The following is a 22,974-nucleotide window of genomic DNA, read 5'->3' on the forward strand; positions in this document are numbered from 1 at the left end:
CAACTCATTCTGTAAAAGGCTTACGTACTGAGTGGGAACGTGAGAGCGGTTCCTATTTATGTTCTTCCGATTCTTTAGACGGTTTTTCTCCTGCACCGTCTCTAGCGCACGAATCGGAGGGGTCTCAGCGCTTTGATTGGTGCGCTGAGAAAACTGGGGTGGTCGGCGTTCAGTCTCATGGGACGGGCTGTCGTCGGCTGCCTCGGCCACGGTCTGCGTTCCACATGCTCGCCGGTCGCTGAATCGAGAAAGGTTCAGGCGAGGGTGATGAATGTGCTCGTGAATGATCGGCTGTGGATTGAAAACGCCGCGTGCCGAAGCGCGTCTGTTGATCCTGAAGTGTTTTTCCCGCATGAGCGGGGTTTTGATGTTGAAGAAGTCGCGCTTGAAATTTGCAGGGGGTGTCCGGTGGTAGATCGGTGTCGTGAATACACGATCGAGTCGGATCGTCAGCTGGCTTCGGTGTATCACGTTCACGGCATTTGCGGTGGTTTAACTCAAGCTCAGCGTCGTGCGATCAAGGTTGGGCGCCGGGGCTTGACTGCTTTGGGTTTGGGTGTGTGCCGTGGGTGCGAGCGGCCTTTTCGCCCGAAAGGGACGAAGGTAACTGAATTTCCGGGGACTGTAATTGAACGTTGCAAAAGGTTGTGTACGCGGTGTGTAACGAAAAAGAAGAGCAGGTGACCATGTTGGAAGACGCTGAGTCTCTCGTGCGTTCATGGGGGCGGGCTGTCGCGGATTTCGAGGGTGCGATGGTGCCTGTAAATCCAGCATGGGTATCACCGAAGATGAGCTTTACCGCTGATCAAACGCTCTCGATGAATGACCGGCAACACTATAAGGTGCGTGGCCCGAAGGTGGCGTATGTTCGTAATACTGCTCGAATGATGGCGATCGCGTCGGGGCGTCCGTGGTTCGATAAAGCCTCGGTGTTGGTCGTGGTGAAGTTCCCGGATCGGCGTAGGCGCGATCCGAATAATTACCATGCGATGACGAAACCGATTATCGACGGGTTCGTTGATGCTGGGGTGTTTAAGGACGATTCCTTGGATTTCGTCTTAGGGCCAGATATTCGCGCATCCTCTGAAGTGAGTAAACCGTCGTTGTGTTCGAAGATGTTTGATTTTTGGGTACTCGTGTATCCGGTGGTTGTTGCGGGGGCGAAATGATCGGCGGACATATTTTCTACCCAGGAAAATGCAAAGCGGCGACAACGTGGGTGCATATTCCGTGGATTAACGGCAGACCGTTTTCTCGTCCCATTAGCGAGATGGTGACGTGTGACCGCCGTGCAGAGCACGTGTGCGAAAAGGGACGTAGGCTCTATCACTATTGCAAAGAGTCGGGCCACACGTGGCCTGTGACTCCTGAAGAAGTCTCGCAGTTTGGGGCTTGTGGGTATCGCGGGTTCTGATGTTCAAGTGCTTGGATATGACGGTTGAGGAGGAGGTGACGCTGTGGCATGGATGAAAGCAAGCGATAATTCGGATGAGCATCCGAAAATGCTGGCCGTGATGAGTCTGGCCGATATTGATGAACGGACTTTTAATGAAGTCCTCGGCTTCATCCTTCGCCTGTACTTGCATTCGGGCGCGCACCTGACCGACTACGTCGTCTCTTATGGCGCTGCCTTGACCAAGGGCGGGAGCTTGATCCGCGCGAATGAGCTTATTGAGATGAGCGTTGCGGTTGGCCTGCTGGAAACTTTCACCAAAGACGGTCAGCCGATGCTGCGTCTCATGCAAGACCCTGATGGGAATTTCTTTAATCTCCAAATGAGGAAGGATGTCGAATGGGCGAGAACACGTCGTAATGACAACGCGAATCCGAATCTGAAGTTCGGTGTATTGGTCCGCGATGGTGATAATTGCCGGTGGTGTGGTCAGAGCGTGTATTGGACGGGCAAGATGAGTCCACGCAAGGGGACGCTCGATCATCTCAAACCCGGCGAACCTGGGACTGTCGAGACGATGATCGTGTCCTGCGTGCGCTGTAATGGAGCACGCGGAGACGACACGACCGGCGATTGGGATCATGCACACGAGCTCTTGCCAGTACCAGACCGGCCAGTGTATTCGAAATGGACGTTCAAGCAGTTGCTTGACCGGGGTTATATCGACGACCAGGGCAACGTCCGGCGAAGCGCTTCAGGCAATGACACGCGAGCATTGACCCCGAGCGCTTGTGCTGGACAAGCCAAGGTGAACCCGCAGGCGCGGGGTCCCCACGACAGTGAGCGAGCAGAAGATTCTTCTGCCACCGCCCCCCACAATGAACAGCCTTCAACGGGTGAAGTGAGCCTGCCAACGCGGGTTCCCCATAATCAGGGTGAGCGAGCACGGACGCGTGCCACCGCACCTTCTCCGTCGCAGGCTAGTTTGTGGGTAACGCGCCCGGGCGCTGAATGCGTCAAGGGTGCTTCTGTTGCGGGTGAGCGAGCAGATCGAGTGTCTGCCACCGCTCCCGAATGGCTGTCGAACAACCGGGGTGACTTCGATATCGATATCGGTTCGACTTCGATATTGACTTCGATATCGGGGCCTCCGGATATCGATATACACGGGTCGGGTCTGGTCGGGTCTGGTCAGGTCAGGGTAGGGACTGGTCAGGCTGGGGCTGGGTCTGGCCGGGAGGCCGGGTCTGTTCCTAGGGGTGGTAGGCGTGGTCGGAAGAAGAAGCGGAAACGCAAATGAGGGAGAGTGGTGTGGAGCTGCGTAGGTGTCCTGTGACAGGGGAGTTGCTGGCTGATGCGGAGTTTGTGTCTCGGTCAGCGGTGAATCAATTGGTGACGGCGTTGTCTGATTTGCCGGATGTGGTTGCTGATTTGGAGTATCGCGCGTCGGCTGGGTCGAAAGACGGTTTGAGTGCGGGGGGTGGTGTTGCTTCGTCGAGGGAGCCGTTCAATTTGTCGTTGATGGTCGAGGTTTGGCAGTTGATGACTGTATTGCAGAAGTGGGCTCAATCGTTGACCGTTTTCGTGATGGGTGAGAAGTATTGGGTTCGCTCGAACGATCCGGTTTTGATCCGTCAGACGTTTATCGCGTATCGGGATCAGATTCGAGGCTGGTCGAGTGCACCGGAAATGCTGATCGCGGTAAAGAACACGGTCGCTCGCCTCGAGTGGCATTTGTTGAATGAGCGCAAGTCGTATCGTTTTGCGGGGTGGTGCCCGGAATGCGGTGAAGAGATTCGTCAGGTCGAGGGGTCGGCTGATTCCTGTGTGTGCGGGTATGAGTTTGATTTTGATGCGCTCCGTCGATTGATGATTGATGATGCGTTGAATCGTTTGCTGTCTCGGTCGAAGGCTCGCGAGCTGGCTGAGATGGTGATGCGTCGCAGTATCCCCAAGGGGACGGTTCGCTCGTGGGTGAGCCGTGGCCAGTTGAAGCCGGAGCGGGTAGCGGGCGGGCGTTTGCTGTATCGGGCGTGTGACATGGTTGCGTTGATGGGGAAGAAGCGATGAGAGCTTTTTGCGCTATACAAGTCGGCGTGCAACGCCCTACTCTGCTATCAGTGGTTGTCAGTGGGTCGAGGGCGCTATGAGTGTTCGTCAGAATACTCGTCGAATGAACCGTTTGCGACAGGAGTTCTTCGAAGAGGGTAGGGCTCTCGACGCAGACCCTGCTCGTCGCAAAGAGTCGCTGTGTTGGTTGTGTGCCGGGCGCATCGATTACAGCGTCGGGCAGGGGACGACCGACGATTCGCACGAACTCGATCATGTGGTGCCGGTATCGAAGGATCCTTCTTTGCAGGAGGAGTGGTCGAACTTTCGGCATTCACATCGCAGGTGCAATCGTGAGCGTGGGGATCGCACGCCGCTTGGCGATACGGGTGATCGGGTCGCTGCGTGGTGGTGATAGGTAGTGGTCGCGCGGAACTGGTGCGGGGTGGGGGCCGGAAAAAATATCAAATTTTCCACCAATGGCACCCCACCCCGGGGGCCCCTGTCCTCTCCCCCCGCTATTTTTGACCCCCCATTGTGTGTTTGACCTGCGTTTTCGTCGTGAAAATGGGACAAAATGCATGATCGTGTCAGGATTAGGAGCCTTTTTAACGCGGGCATGAGTCCTGGTGAAATTGCTCTGCATATCGGGTGCTCGCGGTCGAGCGTGTATCGCGCTCTGGATGATGATGCGCGTCTTTCGTATTCGAGACCGACCTTGTATGACCGGTTTGGGTATCGAGTTGATGAACTGCTCGCACTGTATCCGCAGATGGATTGCGTTGCTTTGAAATATCAGTCGCAATGGCCGGGCTCTCTTCGGCAATTGGAACGCGAGGTCGCTAAACGACGAAGCGCAAGTGCTGAATCTTCAGTTATCCGTTTAAGGCAGAAATGGAGCTTGTCTGATGGTGAAAATTCACGAGACCCTTGAAGCGCTCGCGGTTGATATTGATTCTGTTCGCCCGTTCGAGTCGAATCCTCGTCGTGGTGATGTGAAGGCTATTGCGGAGTCGCTTCGTGTGAATGGTCAGTATCGTCCGATCGTTGCCAATAAGCGGACGGGTGAGATTCTGGCCGGAAACCATACGTGGCAAGCCGCCAAATCGTTGGGCTGGTCGCAAATCGCTGTCTCGTGGGTGGATGTTGATGATGAGACCGCTTCTCGTATTGTGTTGGTTGATAACCGACTAAACGATTTGGCGGATTATGACGATGAAGCGTTGAAATTGCTTCTGGCTGGGCTCGAGGATTATTCGGGCACGGGATATGACGCTGATTTTGTGGCTGACCTGCTGGGTTTAGATGAGCCGGTTGCGTTAACGGATGTTGATGAAGCGCCCGAAATTGACGAAAAGCAGATTATCTCAAAGCAGGGTGATGTCTGGCACTTGGGTTCCTCGCTCCTACTGGTGGGCGATTCGACCGATTCGGAGCGTCTGCTCGAAGTGATGGGTGATGAGCGCGCCGATTGTGTGTGGACTGATCCGCCCTACGGGGTGAATTATGAAGGTGTTGCCGGAGCGATCATGAATGATTCTTCGGAAGATTTGCCTGCACTGCTCGATGGTGCGTTCAAGACGGTTGTCGCCGTTTCGAAGCCTGGCGCTGCGGTCTATGTCGCCTATAGTGAAAAAGAGAACGTGCTGTTCCATTCGATGATGAGCAGGGCTGGGATTCTTGTTCGTCAGCACCTCGTCTGGGTGAAGAATACATTGGTCTTGGGGCGGTCGGATTACCAGTACCGCCACGAGCCGATCTTTGCAGGTGAAATCCCCGAAGCGGGCGAAGTCCTGCGCCATGAAGGCATATGCTACGGGTTCACTCCCGGAGGGGCAGGAAGGCTTGGGCGCGGGGGCTCTCACTGGTTCGGCGACAACTCGCAGAGCACGGTCTTCGAAATTCCGAAGCCACCTCGCAATCCAGATCATCCGACCATGAAACCGGTTGAACTCATTACTGCGATGCTGAAGAATTCCCTCCCAAAGGGCGGGCTTGTCCTCGACCTCTTCGGTGGTTCAGGCTCAACGCTGATCGCAGCGCATCACCTGCGCTCGCGGGCTGTTTTGGTCGAACTGGATGAAAAGTATGCTGATGCTATTTGTCGGAGGTGGCAGGCGCATACGGGGATTATGCCGGTGTTGGATTCGACGGGGGAGCCGGTTGATTTTTGCTCTGTTGAATCGGGGGGGGGTAGCGTCTGACGCGGTGAATGTTGGAAGGTTAGCGCAGTGAGTGTTGCGTCGAAGGTTGTCGAGCTTCGCAGGGCTGGGTTGGATTTTCCTGCTATCGCTGAGACGTTGCGTTTGCCTGATGTTGCTGCTGTGCGCGAGATGTATGCGCAGTCGTTGGATTTGACTGTCGAAGCGGAGCTGAATCAAGAGCTACTGTTGTCCGAGATTGACCGGGTGGATCGATTGCATCGGGCGCTGTGGCCGAAAGCAATGAAAGGCGATACACAGTCGGTTGACCGGTTGATGAAGTTGTCGGCGCGCCGTGTGGGATTGGTTTCAGAGCTGGAACGGGCAAATCAAAAAGGCTTAAAAACCGCAGAAACACGCGGAAACATGGTAGAATATGAGGGTAATGAAGACCCTCGCGATGCGCGAACATCCGAGGGCGTGACCGACTATAGAGGAGTCGATGTGTTACAGCATACCTCGCATATTCGTCCGACCCGAAAAGTTCGAGCGCGTTTGAGTAAAGTTGCCAACGCCCGCGATACGATCAAGGGCTTCGATCATGGCATGGACGTGTGTGGGCTGACGTATGGCCAGTTCTCGCTTTTGGATTTAATCGACGCGGCGTTGGAGATTACTGGGCCGGCTGATGTTGTTGTGTGCACCTGGTCTGCTGGCTTTTACGATGTTGAAGCGGCCGAGCGTTTCCGTGATTCGGGGCGTTTGAAGTCGATCAGGTTCATCATGGATTCGGCTGGCAAACGTGGGCAGGCGAGCGTCGGGGACGTGGGTGAGATTTTTGGCAGGGATTGCGTTCGTGCAACTCGGACGCACGCGAAGTTCGCTCTGATCACAAATGATGAGTGGAATGTTGTGATCACGTCGTCGATGAATCTGAATTTGAACCCGCGTTGCGAGCAATTCGAAATGACCGATGATGCTGATCGTGCGCAGGTTTTCGTCGAGTTCACGAATACGGTCTTTGACGAGCTTCCGGCTGGGGATACGTGTGATCGCACGTTGCCGACTTTGGAGGGAATGGCGTCGGTGAAGCCGAATCTTGGCTTTGCTTTCGGCAATGGTATTAAGACTGGCCGCTGGGGAGACTGAACGTTCTTTTGAGCCGCGCGGCCTTCACTTGGGAAAAAGGGGAGTGTGGGTCGCGTGGCGAAGAAGAAACGCAGAGTGAAAACGGAGGTGGTCTTGCCTCCGGCTCCTGATCGCTTGTCTGATGGGGCAAAGAAAGCCTGGGACGAGATCGTTGTTCAGCATGGGGGGCATGCTGACCGGATTGTTGGCCCGTTGCTTGAAGAGTTTTGTGAAGCGTTGGCGTTGTCGCGTGAAGCTCATGCGCGCGTCGAGGCTGAGGGCATGATTGTTGCTGACACGAAGGGTTTTCCGATTGATCATCCGGCTCTCGCGATTGGAGCGAAAGCAGAGCGTGTAATCGAGCGGTTGGCGCCGCGGTTTGCTCCGCCGGTTGATCGTCGTCGCTATGGGTATTTGACGGGTAAGACGCTGGCTTCGGTTCAAGCTGCTGGGCTGAACAAGATCGATGAGTATCAGGCCGTGATCGCTTCGGTGATGACGTATGCGCTGATTATCGACAATGCTCAACTCGCAGGTGTTGATGCTTTGCAGAAGACTGCGTTCGGCCCGTTGCAGTCGTATATGGCTGGGTTGGAGAAGTTGGGGATTACTCCGAAGGTTTCTGCGGTCCCGGATGTTGTCGAGGATGGGGAAGATTCTTCGAATGCGTCTGTTTCTTCGATTGATGGGTGGATTAGCAGCAAGGGAGCGTGATCGTGCGTGCCGGATGTTGTGTATAAGGGGAAAACTCAGCCGCGTATTTGGACGAAGCCGTTGCGTAAACTCACGGCTGAAACGTCGCGCGGTTTCGAGGTTATTGATTTTGCTCGCGAGGTCTTGAAGATCGAGCTGTATCCGTGGCAGCAGTGGTTGTTAATTCATGCGCTGGAAATTTTGGAGGATGGTGCGTACAGGTTCCGTCAGGTGATCGTGTTGGTCGCTCGCCAGAACGGGAAGAGTCTGCTCGCGTCGGTGTTGGCCGCGTGGTGGCTGTACGTGGATTCGCGTCGGTTCGCGGCGAGGGTTCCGCCTGTGACGTTCAAGATTATTGGGACGGCGCAGAATTTGGATATTGCTCGCGAGGTCTGGTCTTCGGTTCGTGCGTGGTCGAATTATGAGCCGGAGTCGATCGAAGAAGAGAAGCTGGTTATCCCGATGTTGGCCGCGTCGTGCAAAAAGATCAATACGGCGAATGACAACGTGCGAATCACTGGCGGGAATCTTGCCCATTATGAGATTAAGGCGTTGAAGTCGGCGCGTGGTAAGCCTGCGGCGCGCGTGATTATGGACGAGATTCGCGAGCAGACGAATTGGACGGCGTGGAATGCGGTTACCCATACGTCTCGCTCGTTTTGGTCGCACCAGTTGTGGGGTATTTCGAACGCGGGGGATGCGAAGTCGGTGGTGTTAAAGGCCCGGCGGGATCATATGAAGAAAATGGTCGAAGACTGGGATACCTACGTGGGCGCGGGGTTGGTTGAGTTAGAAGCGTATGCGAATGACCCGGCGCATGATATGTCGCTCGGCCTGTTTGAGTGGTCTGCGCCCGATGGGTGCGCGATGGACGATATTGAGGCGATCTTGCAGGCGAACCCGTCGATTGGGTTTGGTGAGATCACGGTCGCGCAGTGTATTTCTGAGGCTCATGCGTCGGAAACGAATGAGGCCGGGTATCGAACTGAGGTCTTGTGCCAGTGGGTCGAAGCAAAAACGGAGCCGTATCTTTCTCCCTTGCTTTATGAGAAGGTGATCGTTGATTCGCTCGATGTTCGCAAGATGATTGAGCCGGGGGCTCGCACCGTGTGGGGTATCGACACGTCGATTAGTCGGGCGGTTACATATATTGCGGCCGCCGTGATGACAACGGACGGTAAGCCGTTTGTTCAGCTCTGGGAGCAGAAAACGGGAATGCTCTGGGTGGTCGATTACATGAAGGACTTGGTTGCTAAGTCTGGAATGAATGAGATCGCTTTGCAAACCAAGGGGTGCCCGGCGATGGAGTTTGCGCCTCAATTTGAAGACCTGGGGTTCATGGTGCACCGCGTTGATGGTGGGTTGATTGGTTCTGCGACGGGCAGGTTTAAAGACCGTGTGCGCGACAAGGACATTGTGATGGTTGATCAGCCTGCCTTGCGTCTTGCCTTCGAGGGCGGGTTGACCGCGATGTATGCCGAAAATGAAGCTTGGTCTCGCAGAAAGTCGCTGACAGATGTAGCTCCAGCAATCGCTGTCACACTCGCTTTATACGGTTTGGAAATGAGCGATCCGGTCGAACCGATCGGCGACCCGCCTTCGCCTGCCGTGGTCAAACTTGACCCCGATGCGGTCAATGCTTCGGGTTTGGTCAATCTTGCAACTGTTCACTTCTAAATAAGCCTATGAAATGGGGTGAGTGCGTGTGACCCGTGAAATCGGATTCCAAACAAACGGCCTATGGGGCTGGGGAGATATTGAAGCCGATGTGGCTGAGTCGAATCCTGAGCTTCAGTGGCCTCATTCGATCGAGGTCTACGACAAAATGCGTAGAGAAGAAGCGCAGATCGCTTCTGTGCTTCGCGCCGTTATGCTCCCAATCCGCTCAGCGAATTGGCATATCGAACCGGGGGCGGCGCGTCCCGAAGTCGTCGAGTTCGTTTCTCGCGATTTGGGGATACCAGTCCGTGGTCAATCAATTTCACGCCCTCTGCGCTCGCGGGGGCGTTTTTCATGGGAAGAACATGTCCGGCTTGCGTTGCTTGAACTTGTGTTTGGGCACGCGTTTTTCGAGCAGGTGTATGAGGTTCGCGATGATGGGTTGGCTCATTTGTCGAAGCTGGCCTATCGGCCACCTCGAACGATCTCGAAGTTGAATGTTGCTCGCGATGGTGGATTGTTGTCGATCGAGCAACAGGCGGGTGATCGTTCGGCGCGTATCCCAATTAATCGCTTGGTCGTGTATGTCAACGAGCGCGAGGGGTCGAACTGGCTAGGCACGTCTTTACTTCGAGCAGCGTATAAGAATTGGCTTCTAAAGGATCGGCTTTTGCGCGCCCAGTCGTTAACCGTTGAACGCAACGGGTTAGGTGTTCCGGTATATACGGGGGCTGAGCCTCCGAAGAATGCTCAACTTGAAGAATTGCGTCAATGGAACGCCAAGGAACAAGAATCTGGTTTGCTCGTAGCCACCTCGTTTAGAGCAGGCTCTGATGCAGGCGCTGCAATCCCTCATTCAGCATCTTTGGACTTAAAGGGCGTATCGGGGTCCATTCCCGATACCGAAGGGCCAATCCGCTATCACGATGAGCAAATCGCTCGCTCGGTGCTCGCCCACTTCCTCAACCTCGGAACCGAAACCGGATCATGGGCACTGGGATCAACATTCGCGGATTTCTTCGCACAATCCCTGAACGCGGTTGCAGGCCAGATTCAAGACATCGCTAACCAGCACGTCGTTGAAGACCTCGTTGACCTGAATTGGGGAAAAACAGAACCAGCTCCCATTTTGGGCGTCGACGAGATCGGCAAAGAACACCCCGTCACCGCCGAAGCGATCCGCGCCTTGGTTGAATCTGGTGTCCTCGTCGCTGATGACCTGCTCGAAACACACGTCCGTGGCTTGTACGGGCTCCCACTGGTGGATAAGGAAAGCGCTCGCGGGTGTGCGGGTGAGGAAGGAGGTGTGGGGTGAATTCGTTTCTTGCTCATATTGACCGCCCGAAGGTTGAGGGTGGGTTGAGCGTTGCTGATGTTTACATTTACGACGCGATTTCTTCGTCTCGTTGGGATGATGGTGTGAGCGCGAAGGCGTTTGCGCGTGAGATCAATGCTTTGGATGTTGATGAGTTGCGTGTGTTCGTGAATTCTCCCGGCGGTGATGCGTGGGAGGGTTTGGCGATTATGAATGCTCTTCGTCGCCATAAGGCGTTTGTGACCGCAACGGTTGACGCGTTGGCGGCGTCTGCTGCGTCTGTGATTGTGATGGGCGCGGATCGTGTGGTGATGAATTCGAGCGCTGAACTGATGATCCATGACCCGTGGACGTTCGCTGAAGGGAACGCGGGAGAGTTGGAGAAAACGGTTGAGGCATTAAACAAGTTGGCTGATTCGTATGCGACTGCGTATGCGAATCGTGCGGGTGGAACTGTTGAAAGCTGGCGTGAGGTGATGCGCGCTGAAACGTGGTTTTCGGCTGAAGAAGCTGTTATCGCAGGGTTGGCTGACGAGTGGGTGGACGCTGTTGCGGCGGCCGCGTCAGCGCAGGCGTTTGATTTGTCTGCTTTTAAGTACAAGGGGAGGGCTGATGCGCCTGCTCCGAAGAAAGGACTTCTGGCGTCCGAGCCAGAGGGAACATCAATTTCCATTGAGGAGGAACATCTGATGAGTGAATTGTCCGATGGTATCCGTCAGCGGCTCGGGATCGCCGATTCCGTGGTCGATGACGCTGAGATTCTTGCCGCGCTTGATGAGCGTCTGGCAGGTGAGCAGGCTTCGTCGAAGCCTGTTATCCCGGAAGGGATGCGTTTGGTTGAGGCCGGTGTTCTCGACCAGATGCAGGCCGATGCTGCGAAGGGTCGTGAAGCTTTCGCGATTATGGAGGCGAAGCGTCGTGACGAAATCGTCGCGAAGGCTGTTGCTGAGGGTCGTATTACTCCGGCGTCGAAGGAGCGTATGCGTGCCCTGCTCGATTCTGATGAAGAATCGACTCTTGCTCTGATTGAGTCGCTGGTTCCGAATACGGTTCCGGTCGGTGAAGTGGGTATCGGTGAAGAGAGCGAACCAAAGTCTGCAGCCGATAAAGCGTATGAAGCCGCGTGGGGTCCCCGCGCTGAAAAGGAGGCGTGAGCAATGTCTGAATACCTGCCGAAGTTCCCGCAAGGTCAGGCGATGACCTTTGCCGTGAAGAGTGCTGTCGAGGGCGGTCAGCTGGTCGAAATCGTTGAGGCTAATGCTGTTGGTCCTGCTGGAGCAGATTCTGCGAAGGTCGTGGGCGTTGCCGGTTTTGATGCCGGTGTTGGTCAGATGGTGACCGTCTATGCGGGCGGTGTCCAGCGTGTGAAAGCTGCGGGTGCTGTGACTGCTGGTGCGAAGGTGTACGCCGCCGCTGAGGGGCAGGTGCAAGCCTCGGGCACGAATGTTTTGGGTCTTGCGCTCAATGCTGCGGCTAAGACCGGTGAAATCGTTGAAGTTCTGATCTGAAAGGAGAACGCTGATGCCGAATTTTATTTACCCGAACACCGTTCAAGAAGGGGCACTCACTGCTGAGCAGGTTCACCTTCTCTTGTCGCATCCTGAGCTGATCGCGAAGCGTCTGGCTGATCTGACGCAGATGCGTTTCATCTCTGATTTCCTTCTGTCTGGTCGTTATACGGCGACCGGCGGTGGAATTTTCTACGAGACGGGCGAGCAAATCTTCGCTTCTGATTCCGCTGAGGCAATCGCTCCGGGCGCTGAATATCCGATGACGGTGATGACTGCTGGCGAGATTCAGGCAGCGAAGACCGTCAAGTGGGGTCGTGCGACCTCTTTGACGGATGAGCTGATCGCGCAGGAAGGCGCGGGGGCTCTCAACAAGCGCGTGCTTCGTCTGTCGAACACGATTATCGCTGATGTTGATGCTGTTTCGATGTCTGCGATTACTTCGAAGGTGACGAGCACCGAGAAGTCGGAAGCGTGGACAAGCGGGGGCGCAATCGTCGAGGTTCTCGGTCGTGTTGCTGCCGCTCGCGCTGAGCTTGGCACGGGCATTGACCTACAGACGATCGTCTTGAACGCGGCCCAGCACGCGAAGGTCATGGGAATGCTCTTGAACGCAGGTCTGCTCTCGCGCGAAAACGATAACCCTGTCAAGACCGGGATGCCGGTCGATGTCCTTGGCTACACTTGGGCAACTACCCCGTGGTACAAGGGCAGCGATCCGCTTTTCGTTGACCGTGAAAACCTTGGTGGCATGGCTGATCAGAAGGGTATTTCACCGGACTATTCTTCTGCAACCGGCTCGAATATCGAGGTGCGTGTGATCCGTAAGGATTCGGATAAGTACGATATTCAGGCCCGTCGTATTACCGTTCCGGTCGTGATGGAACCGCAGGCGGGTGTGAAGATTACTGGAACCGGCCTCTGATGGGTGTCGCACGCGTGAGTGGCCCTTTGGCCATTGTGAAGATGAAAGACGGCAGTGAGCAATACTGCTATGCGGGCGCGTTCCTCAACACTGACGAAGTGGACGAGGATTCGCTGAAGAACCTTGTGAAGGTGAAGCTTGTTGTCCTCATCGACGATGAGCCGATCACACCCGAACCGGAACCAGAATCGGAAGAAAAACAGGCTGAACCCGAACCCGAAGCCAAATCGGAGCCGGTCAAGCCTACTGGTCGTGGCCGCGCGGGTAAAACCAAGTAGCCACCGAATCGTGAAGGAGGTGGGGCGATGACGATCAACGCAGAACAGATCAGCGTGGGAGACCTCGATCTTGCAAAGCGCGTTCTCGCCTATGCTCGCAACGTTATCGCCCCACGTCTGGACGAGATCGACGGCGAAGCATTAGAGGACGCAATCGCGATCCTGAAAGGGGTCGTCAAAGAAGCAACGGCTCGAGGCGCTCGCGGGATTGTCTCACAATCTGTAGGCACAGCACGAGTTTCCTATGGGAGCGCATCGTCGTGTTTTTCTGATGACGATCGCCAAGCGCTCGCGGTCTTGGCGGGCGTGGGTGCTGATATGGCTGTTGGTCATCCTGTGGGTGATTTTCCGAAGCATTCCCGTGTGCTTCGTCGGGTGTTCTCGGAGGGGGTGTGATGTGGAGTTTTCGGAGCGTTTTGAGCGTTTGCGTCAGGTTCTTGTGCCATCTGCGACGAATCCGGATCGGATGGTGAAGTCGGCTGATTTTGGTGAGCCGGTGGAGTTTTTCGGGTTTTTGGATTCGCAGTCTTCGGTGGAGTCCTCGGCGGTCGGGCGTGAGCAGGTGCAGGTTTCTGCGACTTTGTTTGTCTCGGATTTGAGTGTGGATATTCGGCGGGGTGATCGGATTCGATCGGGGGAGCGTTTGTGGAAGGTTTTGGGTTTTCCGCCTGCTCCGATGAATCCGTTTACCGGCTGGAGGCCGTATCGGGAAATTCGTTTAGCTGAGGTGGTGGGCTGATATGGGGAAGTGGGTGAATTTTAATCAGAAGTATTTCGATGAAATCCTTCGTAGTGCTGGAGTGGAGGGGCTGACGAAGAAGACGGCTGAACGGGTTTTTGAAATTGCGTATAAAGAGGCGCCGTTTAGGACGGGCGAATATCGGGGCAAACTCGAGATCGGTATGAAAGAAGCGAAGTATCGTCGGGTGTATCAGGTTGAAGGTCATGCGCGGCATACGTTGCGTGTTGAGGCTCGAACTGGTCATTTGGCGCGGTCGCTGCGCAAAGCGAGGCAATCATGATGGTTAAGCCGCCTGATGTGGAGACCTGGGCAACAAGCTACTTACGTTCTGAGTTGGTTGGTCTTGGTCGTGATGTGGAGGTTGATGTTCGTCAGCCTGATGACGCGGCGTTCCCGTTGTCTCGTCCACTGGTTGTGATTCGTGTGGACGCGGGTGGGAAGGTTACGCCGGTGACTTTCGATTGTCAGCTTGGGGTGTCTGTGTTGGCGGGTTCGCGTCAGGATGATTCGCTGGCGCGCGTGCTCGCGAACGATGTTTTTGCTATTTTGTCGGATCGTGAGGTGATTTTTGCTCCAAATTCGCCGGTTGTCAGCATTGACGATGGGGGGTGTATGTTCCCTGAAGCGGTCGATGATGAGCTGGATGTTTCGAGGAGGTATATGACGATCTCGTGGGATGTCGTAGGCACTTTCTAGGGTGCCGTTTCTTATCCCGTTCAATTGTTTCTGAATAGTTTTCAAGCCCTCTAGCTCGGTTGTCGCGTGCTGGAGGGCTTTCGCATGAAAGGAGCCTCTTGAGATGAGTGGCTTGTACGATTCGACAACGAATTTTGATCTGAACTCCGTCGGCGTCCCGGTTACCGGTATCGCGGCGTTTTGTTTGGCTGTCACAGCTGAAAACGTCATTAAAGATACTGAATTGGGTGGCACGTCGTTGGCTTTGCCTGCCGGGTATCTGCGTCTTGGTTTATATAAGGAAGACGGTGGCGTTGAAGAAGGTCGAGATGACGAGGATGCGACTTCGTTCTTCCAAGAGGGCGAAAAACTTGCGGGCGCGTCAACCCAGACCGTCTCCATTGCTCTGGCCGAGGACAACGTGAACGTCAATCGCCTCATCGATGGTAAGGAACCGGATGAGAACGGCGTCGTTTACGTTGATTCTTCTCTGCCTGACGCGAAGTTCATTCTCTTCATCGCAACGCGCTACAAGAACGGGTTTGAGCTTCGTCGTAATGGTGTAGCGCGAATCCAGTCTGTCGAGGTGGATCAGGAAGAACGTGGCAGCGTTAAGGCCAAGAAGGTGACCTTCGAATGGGTGCCCGACGCTCTGTTCAATAACGCACCCTACAAGAAGTGGCTGGGCGTCCCCGGTGGCATCACGGTTCAGCTAGATCAGCAGAGCGCGTCGGTCGGTGTATCGAAGACAATTGTCCTGCATGCGACCGTGACCCCCTCGAACGGGCAAACAGTTGTCTGGACGTCATCTGACCCGCTTACTGCGAAGGTTGAGAACGGCACGGTGACCGGCGTGAAGGCTGGTGGGCCGGTGACGATCACCGCATCCGTCGGAAAGCAGAAGGCGACCTGCAAGGTGACGGTGCAGAGCTGATCGCCTGCCTTTGAAGACTGCTCTGGCAGGGGAACCAACGCGCGGCCACGTAGGCCACCTGTTCAACATCTCGCAGGGTTGCCCTGCCAGAGTCTTTTCATCTATTCGAAAGTGAAGGACAAGAAGCATGACATCAAAAACTAAGAACACGCTCGCGGTTGAAGAATTCGACTTTGAGGGTTGGACGGACGAAGCTGAAAACGCCGCGCTCGCGGTCTTGGCGGGCGAGAATTCGATTCAGTATGTGATTTCAGAGAATCGGTTCTTTGTTGGCCGGTTTAAAGATGGTCGCATTATTAAAACTCCGTTGGTGTTGAGCGTGAATCTGCTTGAAGCGGTGACGGGGTTCGAGGATCAATCTGATGTTGAGCAGATTAAGCATCTGATGGAGCTGCTCGGCAAGGATGAGGATTTGGAGTATCTGAATCAAGCAGACATTTTCTCGGCTATCGATTACGCGCAAAAGTATTTCTCGATGTTCGAAAAGATTACCCGTTTGACGATGGGGGAATCTTTGAGCTGATCGCCCTATACCGTGAGCACCCCGTTTCTTTGCCTGCGTCGCTACGTAAAGAATTCGGGGTCTCGTGGTTTCAGGCCGGTCAGCCTGATTTGCCGTGGCGTGAAGTCCACGCCCTTGTGATTGCGTGTCTTCGCGATCAATCGACCGCGTTGGGAGCCGAATGTGCGGGGTTTGACTACCCGGCTTCGTGGCCCGAAATCTACACCTTGCAAACGCTCGTGGGCCCTGATTCTCAGGTGCTCCCCTTTGACAGGGAAAAAGCCGTGAAGCCGATTGAAGTGGTGACCGACGCGGAGGTCGCTGAAGCGCTCGAAAGTCTGAATGAGTCGATTGTGTTTGCGAGCGAATGAAATCTGAATAAAGGAGAAGGTGAGTCCTGATGTCGTCCGAAGTAGGTCGAGGGCATATTTCGATTTTCCCCGTGATGACGGGGTTCAAATCAAAGGTATCCCGTGAAATGAAAACGACGGGCGAAGACGGGGCGAAGGGATTCAAAAAAGCCTTCGCATCAAGCGGGGCTGGTGCTGCGATTGGTCGCCTCCTTGGCCGGGAAAGCAAAAAAGCGTTTTCCGTTGAAACCGCAGGTCTAGCAAACAGCGCGGGCTTTAAGAAACTGAAGAGCGAATATGTGGCCTCGGTGCGAGCACTGTCAAAGGCCCGTTTGAAGCAACAGGACGACGCAGGCCGCGTTCGCGTTGCTGAAGCGCGTTTGAACGAAGTCCTCGCAAAAGGGCCAGCTAATTCGGCGCGCGCTATTGCCGCCTCAGAACGGTTGGCGGCCGCTCGCAGGCGTGAAGCGCTCGCGGTTGAAGCGGTGAATGAGGCCAGTAAGCGCATGAAAGACGCGAAGTCCGTTGTGGAAGCGCTGACGAATACGTCTGAAGCGTCGGCTGGTCTTGTTGCTCGCCTTCACCAGGTGAAGAAGAGTTTTGCCGAGGGCAAGAAGGAAGGGCATGACGCGACGGTCGAAACGACCAGCCTTGCGCGCGTGATCGGCAGATTGACGACTACTTCGATTATTCCTGCCGTGGATTCGATGAAGTCGTTTGTGACCCAAATGCGAGGGAGCGCGAAGAACGCGATCATCTCGTCAACAGCGTTTGGGAAGCTTTCGAGTGTGGTTACGCCGATCCGTTCGCAGTTCCTATCTTTGGGCGCATCAGTTGCGAACGTCTCGTCAACAGCGTTTGGGAAGCTGTCGAATGTGGTTACGCCGATCCGTTCGAAATTCCTTTCTTTGGCCGCATCAGCCGCGATCGGCGCTCGCGGGCTGGGCGTGGAGTTGATGAACAAGCTGGGGCCTTTTGCTCCATTTGTTCGTGATCTGGGTCCAAGAATGGCGTCGGGCATGGCGTCGGGCATGGGTTTGCTTCGTGAGGCTGCGTCTGCTGGTATGCGGGGCGTTGTTGGGGCTGTGTCCTCAATGGCTGGGAAGATGCGGGACACGATCGCGCAGGCCGGAAAAGCAGCGGCGGGGCTTGTTAAGGGGGCGTTGGTTGCAGCGTCTGTCGCTATTGCCGCGAATGTGGGGGGCGCGATTTCTCGCGTTGATACGCTGAACAATTTCCCGAAGGTCATGGTGAATCTTGGATACGCCTCCGATGACGCGTCTGCGTCGTTGAAGCGTCTGGATGAGGGTATTCATGGGCTGCCGACGGCGTTGGATGATATTGCGAGTACGACGCAACGCTTGGCTCCTCTCACGAATGGTTTGGGTGAGGCGACCGAGTTGTCGTTGGCGTTAAATAATGCGCTCCTTGCCGGTGGCAAGGGTGGGGCGGAAGCGTCGCGTGCGATGACTCAGTACACGCAGATGTTGGGTAAGGGGTCGGTTGACCTGATGTCATGGCGAACTTTGCAGGAAGTTATGCCAGGTCAGTTGAACCAAATTGCTAAAGCCTTGTTGGGGCCGACTGCGAATTCTCAGGCGCTTTATGACGCGATGCAGTCGGGTGCGGTTTCGTTTGATGATTTCAATAAGGCGATCTTGAAGCTGAACTCTGAAGGTCTTGAGGGGTATGCGTCGTTTGCTGACCAGGCGAAGGACGCGACCGGCGGTATCGGCACAGCTCTGATGAATGTTGGTACTGCGATTAAGCGCAATATCGCGAAGATCATTCAAGCGATCGGCGCGGATAAGATTCGCATGGTCTTTGAGAGCATTAGTTCGATTATTGATTCGGTGGGTTCGAAGATCGCGGGGGTTATTAGTGCGTTTTCTTCCGGTGATCTTGGAGGGGCTACGGGGAGCCTGAGCGCTTTGGCTCCTGTGATCGGCGGGGTTCTTGGAGCATTAGGCCCATTGTTGTCAAAGCTCCCGTACTTGAGTGGAGTATTCGGCGGTTTAGGCGGGGGAGTCGGACTCTTGGTTGGCGCGTTCGCTGGGTTGATTTCAGCAAGCCCCGGTTTGCAGGCCGCGTTGGGCGGATTGCTGGAAGGAGTTTTAGGTTCGCTGAGCGAGGTTGCAAGTTCGTTAGCGCCGGTGTTCTCCGTGCTTCTGACAACCGTCGGTGAAGTTATGGGTGTGATCGGTGATTCGATTGGGCAGGCGCTTGTTGCTTTGACTCCGATTCTCGAGCAGCTGATCAGTGGTGTTGGCGGATTCATCGGTGAACTGTTGCCGTTGCTGATTCCGTTGATTACGCAAATCGGTCAAGTGATCGCCGATTCGATGCCGGTTTTGGTGCAGATTGTTCAGGCGATCATGCCACCGATTATGGCGTTAGCTCAAGCGTTGGCCCCGGTTCTGGTGCAGATTGTCGGCGCAATCGTGCAACTCGTTCAAGGCGCGTTGCAGTTGATTACCCCGCTTTTGCAGTTGATCGGCGTGATCCTACCGCCGCTACTGGCTCTATTTACCGCAGTCTTGACTCCAGTCATTGCTTTCGCTTCGTCGATCATTGACTCGCTCATGCCCGCGATCACGGGGGTTATGACAATGATTCAAGGTCTGATTAACTTCGTGGTCGGAGTATTCACGGGCAACTGGAGCATGGCATGGTCGGGCGTCAAGCAAATGTTCAGTGGCTTTGTTGACGGCGTGAAGGGGCTTATCTCAGGCGCTTTGCGTCTTGCATTCGAGAGTATCCCGAACATGATTATCGGCATCTTCTCCAACGCGGGCAGTTGGCTCTTAGACGCTGGTAGCAGAATCATTAGCGGTCTGATTAATGGCCTAACTAGCGCCATCGGTGGAGTAAAAGACACCCTGTTGGGCTTAACCAGCTCCATCGCTGACTGGAAAGGCCCCAAAGAAGTAGACGATGTCCTACTCGTCGATGCAGGCCGTCGCATCATGGGAGGCTTCCGAAGGTCACTCGAAGCCGAACAAGAACCAATCAAACGCCAACTAAACAAGTTCACGCGCGAAATCGGCAAAACGAACGCACAACCCACAACAACATTCGGGAACACCAACAACACGCTCGCCGTCGGTCGATACCCGGAGACGATGATCCTCAAAGTCGGAGAACGCGAATTCAAAGCATTCCTCGAAGAAGAACAAGTGAGGGCACTTAACGGAATCTGAGCAGGAAAGGACTAAAACCCATGTTGAAATCATGGATCGCCACCCACACCGGTTTGCCATCGTTCTATTCCACAAACGATATCGACATCGAAACCGAAAACGGGCGAATCCTGCACCGCGCCACCTCCATCAACCCCACTGTCGTCTCGGACGCGCTCGCGGTTCCGGGCGAGGTGACGGTGTATCTGGTGGGCGGTCAGCGTGTGGAGTTGGTTCGTCCTAATGCTTCGGATAAGCGTCGCGCTGTTGTCATGAATGCGAATGGGTTGAGTGCTTCGGGGGCATTGCTGGTCGATAACTCGGATGAGACGGAGTGGAAGTCTGACGTTGTTATTTCCGAGGTAGGTTACGCGCGGTGGTCATTGCGTAAGAAGCCGATTTCTGGCAAGTCGAGAATTCTTGCGTTGAATGAAAAGGCTGCATTGGAGGTTGCGGGGGTTCTGGAGTCTGCTGGGCCGGTGTTTATTGGTCCGGCGGTGAAGACTGAGAACGTTCCTTTACGGTGCGTGATCGTGAATTCGGTATCGCGGTCGCGTGGCCGTCTTGATCGGGTCGTTTTTGATGTGTCGTGGACTGAGAATCTGCTCTCGGCTTCGGGTGCTGTCCCCGTCTTGAGGTGGGAGGACTGGGAGCGTCTTGGGACGGGGTGGCAGGAAACGACATATCTTGAGCTTCTCAGCGAGATTGCGGGTATGCCGGCATGAGGACTGGCCCTGATGTTGTTCACTTGCGTTTTGCGGGTGTGGGTGTGCGTGTGAACTCGGTTCGTGGCCGTGAAACTCTTGCTGTTGATATTCCGGTGTGGGATGTGAAGTTGGAGGTGCAGTCGAGTCGGGTTGTTCCGGGTCGTTTGACGTTGAAAGCGCCTTTGGAGTTTTTGCCTGAGTCTGCTGTTTCGCCGTTGAATAATTACGGGCAGCGCCTGCAGGTGTTCAGTATTATCGAGGACTCTTCGGGCGTCCGGTGGGAGTGTGATCTGGGGTTTTGGCTGATTACCTCGTGGGATGAGGACGAGGACGCGGTTTCAGTGACCGCCCTCGATCTGATGCAGACCTTGGAGGATGATCCGTTCGCGTGGGGGTCGTCTCCCGCTAGTGGTGCGCGCGTGTCTACCGAACTGCAAAGGCTCGCCGGGGCTTTGCCGGTTGTGTTGGACGCGGGAACGTTTGACGCTCCCGTCTCCCCCCTGTCGCAGTGGGGCACGAGTCGCACCGAGGCGATCCGTGACTTGTGTACGGCCAAGGGCTTGGAGTACGCGGTAAAGGCTGACGGGTGTTTACACGTGTGGGAAAAACGAGACGGGCGCAAACCGGTTGCCGCGTATGCGGGCGATGACCTGCTTGTCGGGTTTAGTCGCGAGTCCACGCCACGGCGCGCGAACCGTTGGATCGTGACTGGCACGGGCGACGGGGACGCGAAACTGTCGGCGACCGCTACTAACGTGGTGTATCCGTTTGAGCCTGAGAACTATGGGTGGGTGACCGATCACCGGGAGTTTAGTGCTGCAACGTCGCCCGGGGCTTTGGGTAAGGCCGCGAAAACCTATATGGGGGAGGCTCTTAATCCGGTGCGCACTCGGTCGTTTGAAATCATATGCGACCCGCGTCTGGAGGTGGGGGATGTTATTAGCGTTCACACGGGAGCCTCTGATGTGACGGTCGGCAGGGTGGTCGCGTTGTCGATCCCCTTGAGTGAGGTTGATTCTCGTATGCGTGTTGATGTTGAGGAGTTGCAATGGTGAAAAAGAGTCTGTGGTTGGATGTTGCCCCGAAGAAGGGGCAGGCTGTCGCTTCCCAGAATGCTACTGCCACGACCGGCAACGAGTCGGGCGGCTGGAACACGGGCACGGTGTTAGAGGTTTACCCGGATTCGCAGGCCGTGCGCGTGCGTATTCCCGCTTCGGCTCGCGAAGGTGAAGGCGTGGAGCAAACGGGGCCATCTGATGGTCTGGTGACCGCTGTCGGTGCGACGGTGGTTGTCTTGTTGGACGGGTCGGGCAGGATCACGCAAGTTGTATCCCCACGGGTGATCCCAGAGGGCGTGGAGCCGGTCGCAACTGGGTCGGCTGGCGCGCGCTTGTTGGAGGCTATGAGCGAAGCGAAAGAGGCTCAAGCGCGGGCGGACGGCGTGCGAGCGCGCGCGCAGGAGGCGTTCGACAAGGCTGAAGAGGCGAAGGCGGCAGCCGATGGGTTTGACGCGCGCATAGGGGCCGCCCAGTTGGACGCATCAAACGCGCTGTCAAAAGCTAATGGCGTGGACGCGAAAGCCTCTCAGGCTCAGTCGTTGGCGTCGTCTGCCCAAACTACAGCCTCTAAGGCGTTGTCAAAGGCTGCTTCTGCTGACGTGCGATACACGTCGGCTAATCACAATCCGCTGACTCCAGAAGGAGCGGGTAAACCGGTTGGCGCCTTGTGGGATGTTGTTTCGGGCGGGCTGATCGTGCGCCGGTTCACGTGGACTGGGTCAGCTTGGCAACAGGTGAAAATCGGCGCGGACACCATCGGCAAGGACGCGGTGACTGCCGAGGCGGTGTATGCGAGTAAGGAGATGTGGAGCAAGCTCGCCGTGTTCGACGAAGCTGTTATCGACAAGCTGGTGGCGCAGAACGCTGTTATCCCCGGGAGTATGATCGCTGAAGCCCTTGTCGGTAAGAAGATCGTTGGGTCGGATATTACGGTCGAGGAGATTATTTCGCAGGAAACCTATCAGGTTCCGCTTAATAGTGTTGAGGGTTGGGAAAATAACGATCCTTTCGTTCATTTGACGGCCACCGGTGAGGGCTTGTTGTTGGAGTATTTTGTACCTCCTACGGATTCAATCATCCACTATTGGGTGACTAAGGTTTTCCCTGAGAATACGTTGAACATGTTTGGGCGCTCGAACATTGTTGCCCATGTTTCTAAAGATCCTGGTACGTACTTCAGCCTCACTTACGTTGATTCTAAGGGCGTCGGGGGGATAGCTTCGTTTATTGGCGGTAATTCGTCTACAGAGTTGCCGTCAGATATTCGGATTACGAGTGTCCAGTTCGGTGCTCAAGTCAAGAGCGGTGATGTTGCTCGCCCTGTTCGTCTACGGTCGCTGTCGTTTACTTTCGGGCGCGTCAATGATAAAAAAATTCGTTTATATCGTGGCGGGTCTGGTAAGCCGTTTATTGAGATGGCTGGCGGCACGTCGGTTGCGACGCTTTCGCCTGACGAACTGACGGTGCGAACAAAGCATGGTTCGGTGATTGGTTCGCAGTCGTGGCGAACGTTAGTGGCTCCGCCGGTCGCGTATTGCAGGTGGGCTGGTAATACTCTCCCGTATTCGACGCTCTCCGAAGGCGGCGAAAAAGTGATGAGCCTGAGCCTTTGTAAAGAAAAAGTCTTGCTTAACGGTTTCGCAGAATCGGGCGGGTGGCTCGTTGCCCCTCTGGCTGGCTGGTATCAGATTAGGGTTAATAGACAAAAATCGTTGCTAATGGCGGCGTGTTGTTAGTT

26 protein-coding genes are annotated in these 22,974 nt (G+C 55.3%); all 26 read left to right on the plus strand.

Annotated features, from left to right (window positions below):
• Window positions 1–267 precede the first annotated feature (267 nt).
• The 26 genes from PG731_RS09200 (at window position 268) to PG731_RS01435 (ending at window position 22,972) form a co-directional block, all read left to right on the plus strand.
• Window positions 268–684 carry a WhiB family transcriptional regulator gene (locus PG731_RS09200; RefSeq protein ID WP_442952630.1) on the plus strand — a complete coding sequence of 139 codons (417 nt, stop codon included), beginning with the start codon at window positions 268–270 and terminating at the stop codon, window positions 682–684.
• Complete coding sequence (locus tag PG731_RS01315; protein WP_270771615.1) at window positions 657–1,169, plus strand: hypothetical protein; 513 nt, start codon at window positions 657–659, stop codon at window positions 1,167–1,169. The genes PG731_RS09200 and PG731_RS01315 overlap by 28 nt, the downstream gene beginning before the upstream one ends.
• 288 nt (window positions 1,170–1,457) lie before the next feature.
• Complete coding sequence (locus PG731_RS01320; protein WP_270771616.1) at window positions 1,458–2,693, plus strand: HNH endonuclease; 1,236 nt, start codon at window positions 1,458–1,460, stop codon at window positions 2,691–2,693.
• An 11-nt stretch (window positions 2,694–2,704) separates the two neighbouring features.
• Window positions 2,705–3,463: a hypothetical protein gene (locus PG731_RS01325; protein WP_270771618.1), complete on the plus strand. Its 759-nt coding sequence runs from the start codon at window positions 2,705–2,707 to the stop codon at window positions 3,461–3,463.
• Window positions 3,464–3,566: 103 nt separating this feature from the next.
• Window positions 3,567–3,857 carry an HNH endonuclease gene (locus PG731_RS01330; protein ID WP_195225770.1) on the plus strand — a complete coding sequence of 97 codons (291 nt, stop codon included), beginning with the start codon at window positions 3,567–3,569 and terminating at the stop codon, window positions 3,855–3,857.
• Between the two features lie 162 nt (window positions 3,858–4,019).
• A complete protein-coding gene (locus tag PG731_RS01335; RefSeq protein WP_270771620.1) occupies window positions 4,020–4,376 on the plus strand; it encodes a helix-turn-helix domain-containing protein in 357 nt (118 codons plus the stop codon).
• Window positions 4,351–5,646, plus strand: coding sequence for a DNA methyltransferase (locus PG731_RS01340; RefSeq protein WP_270771622.1), 1,296 nt, complete (start codon window positions 4,351–4,353; stop codon window positions 5,644–5,646). Before PG731_RS01335 ends, PG731_RS01340 begins: the two co-directional genes overlap by 26 nt.
• Window positions 5,647–5,673: 27 nt before the next feature.
• Window positions 5,674–6,732, plus strand: a complete 1,059-nt coding sequence (locus tag PG731_RS01345; protein WP_270771623.1) for a hypothetical protein — start codon at window positions 5,674–5,676, stop codon at window positions 6,730–6,732.
• A gap of 54 nt (window positions 6,733–6,786) precedes the next feature.
• Window positions 6,787–7,425: a P27 family phage terminase small subunit gene (locus PG731_RS01350; protein WP_270771624.1), complete on the plus strand. Its 639-nt coding sequence runs from the start codon at window positions 6,787–6,789 to the stop codon at window positions 7,423–7,425.
• Window positions 7,426–7,431: 6 nt separating this feature from the next.
• Complete coding sequence (locus PG731_RS01355) at window positions 7,432–9,081, plus strand: hypothetical protein (RefSeq protein WP_270771625.1); 1,650 nt, start codon at window positions 7,432–7,434, stop codon at window positions 9,079–9,081.
• Between the two features lie 28 nt (window positions 9,082–9,109).
• On the plus strand, window positions 9,110–10,378 hold the full coding sequence (locus PG731_RS01360) for a phage portal protein family protein (protein WP_270771626.1): 1,269 nt from the start codon (window positions 9,110–9,112) through the stop codon (window positions 10,376–10,378).
• The gene (locus PG731_RS01365; protein WP_270771627.1) at window positions 10,375–11,532 is read left to right on the plus strand and encodes a head maturation protease, ClpP-related; all 1,158 of its coding nucleotides are present in this window, start codon (window positions 10,375–10,377) and stop codon (window positions 11,530–11,532) included. Before PG731_RS01360 ends, PG731_RS01365 begins: the two co-directional genes overlap by 4 nt.
• Before the next feature lie 3 nt (window positions 11,533–11,535).
• Window positions 11,536–11,886 (plus strand): DUF2190 family protein, encoded by a 351-nt coding sequence (locus tag PG731_RS01370; RefSeq protein WP_270771628.1) that lies wholly within the window; start codon window positions 11,536–11,538, stop codon window positions 11,884–11,886.
• A 13-nt stretch (window positions 11,887–11,899) separates the two neighbouring features.
• Window positions 11,900–12,811 carry a phage major capsid protein gene (locus PG731_RS01375; protein WP_195225710.1) on the plus strand — a complete coding sequence of 304 codons (912 nt, stop codon included), beginning with the start codon at window positions 11,900–11,902 and terminating at the stop codon, window positions 12,809–12,811.
• 14 nt (window positions 12,812–12,825) lie between these two features.
• A complete protein-coding gene (locus PG731_RS01380) occupies window positions 12,826–13,089 on the plus strand; it encodes a hypothetical protein (protein ID WP_270771631.1) in 264 nt (87 codons plus the stop codon).
• Between the two features lie 27 nt (window positions 13,090–13,116).
• Window positions 13,117–13,485, plus strand: a complete 369-nt coding sequence (locus PG731_RS01385) for a hypothetical protein (protein ID WP_270771632.1) — start codon at window positions 13,117–13,119, stop codon at window positions 13,483–13,485.
• 1 nt (window position 13,486) lies between these two features.
• A complete protein-coding gene (locus tag PG731_RS01390) occupies window positions 13,487–13,828 on the plus strand; it encodes a hypothetical protein (protein ID WP_270771634.1) in 342 nt (113 codons plus the stop codon).
• 1 nt (window position 13,829) lies between these two features.
• Window positions 13,830–14,111, plus strand: a complete 282-nt coding sequence (locus PG731_RS01395) for a hypothetical protein (RefSeq protein WP_270771635.1) — start codon at window positions 13,830–13,832, stop codon at window positions 14,109–14,111.
• Window positions 14,108–14,527 carry a hypothetical protein gene (locus tag PG731_RS01400; protein WP_270771636.1) on the plus strand — a complete coding sequence of 140 codons (420 nt, stop codon included), beginning with the start codon at window positions 14,108–14,110 and terminating at the stop codon, window positions 14,525–14,527. The genes PG731_RS01395 and PG731_RS01400 overlap by 4 nt, the downstream gene beginning before the upstream one ends.
• Window positions 14,528–14,630: 103 nt before the next feature.
• Window positions 14,631–15,440: an Ig-like domain-containing protein gene (locus tag PG731_RS01405; RefSeq protein WP_270771637.1), complete on the plus strand. Its 810-nt coding sequence runs from the start codon at window positions 14,631–14,633 to the stop codon at window positions 15,438–15,440.
• A 127-nt stretch (window positions 15,441–15,567) separates the two neighbouring features.
• Window positions 15,568–15,963 carry a hypothetical protein gene (locus tag PG731_RS01410; protein ID WP_270771639.1) on the plus strand — a complete coding sequence of 132 codons (396 nt, stop codon included), beginning with the start codon at window positions 15,568–15,570 and terminating at the stop codon, window positions 15,961–15,963.
• A gap of 29 nt (window positions 15,964–15,992) precedes the next feature.
• Complete coding sequence (locus tag PG731_RS01415) at window positions 15,993–16,313, plus strand: hypothetical protein (protein ID WP_270771640.1); 321 nt, start codon at window positions 15,993–15,995, stop codon at window positions 16,311–16,313.
• Between the two features lie 29 nt (window positions 16,314–16,342).
• Window positions 16,343–19,492, plus strand: coding sequence for a tape measure protein (locus PG731_RS01420; RefSeq protein WP_270771642.1), 3,150 nt, complete (start codon window positions 16,343–16,345; stop codon window positions 19,490–19,492).
• A 20-nt stretch (window positions 19,493–19,512) separates the two neighbouring features.
• Window positions 19,513–20,196 (plus strand): hypothetical protein, encoded by a 684-nt coding sequence (locus PG731_RS01425; protein WP_270771643.1) that lies wholly within the window; start codon window positions 19,513–19,515, stop codon window positions 20,194–20,196.
• Window positions 20,193–21,233: a hypothetical protein gene (locus PG731_RS01430; protein WP_270771644.1), complete on the plus strand. Its 1,041-nt coding sequence runs from the start codon at window positions 20,193–20,195 to the stop codon at window positions 21,231–21,233. The genes PG731_RS01425 and PG731_RS01430 overlap by 4 nt, the downstream gene beginning before the upstream one ends.
• Entirely contained in the window at window positions 21,227–22,972 is a 1,746-nt protein-coding gene (locus PG731_RS01435; RefSeq protein WP_270771645.1) for a hypothetical protein, read from the plus strand. Before PG731_RS01430 ends, PG731_RS01435 begins: the two co-directional genes overlap by 7 nt.
• The last annotated feature ends 2 nt before the right edge of the window (window positions 22,973–22,974 follow it).

Origin of the sequence: Pauljensenia sp. OF14-1SRA (assembly GCF_027694595.1) — a bacterium.
GTDB classification, from domain to species: domain Bacteria; phylum Actinomycetota; class Actinomycetes; order Actinomycetales; family Actinomycetaceae; genus Pauljensenia; species Pauljensenia turicensis_B.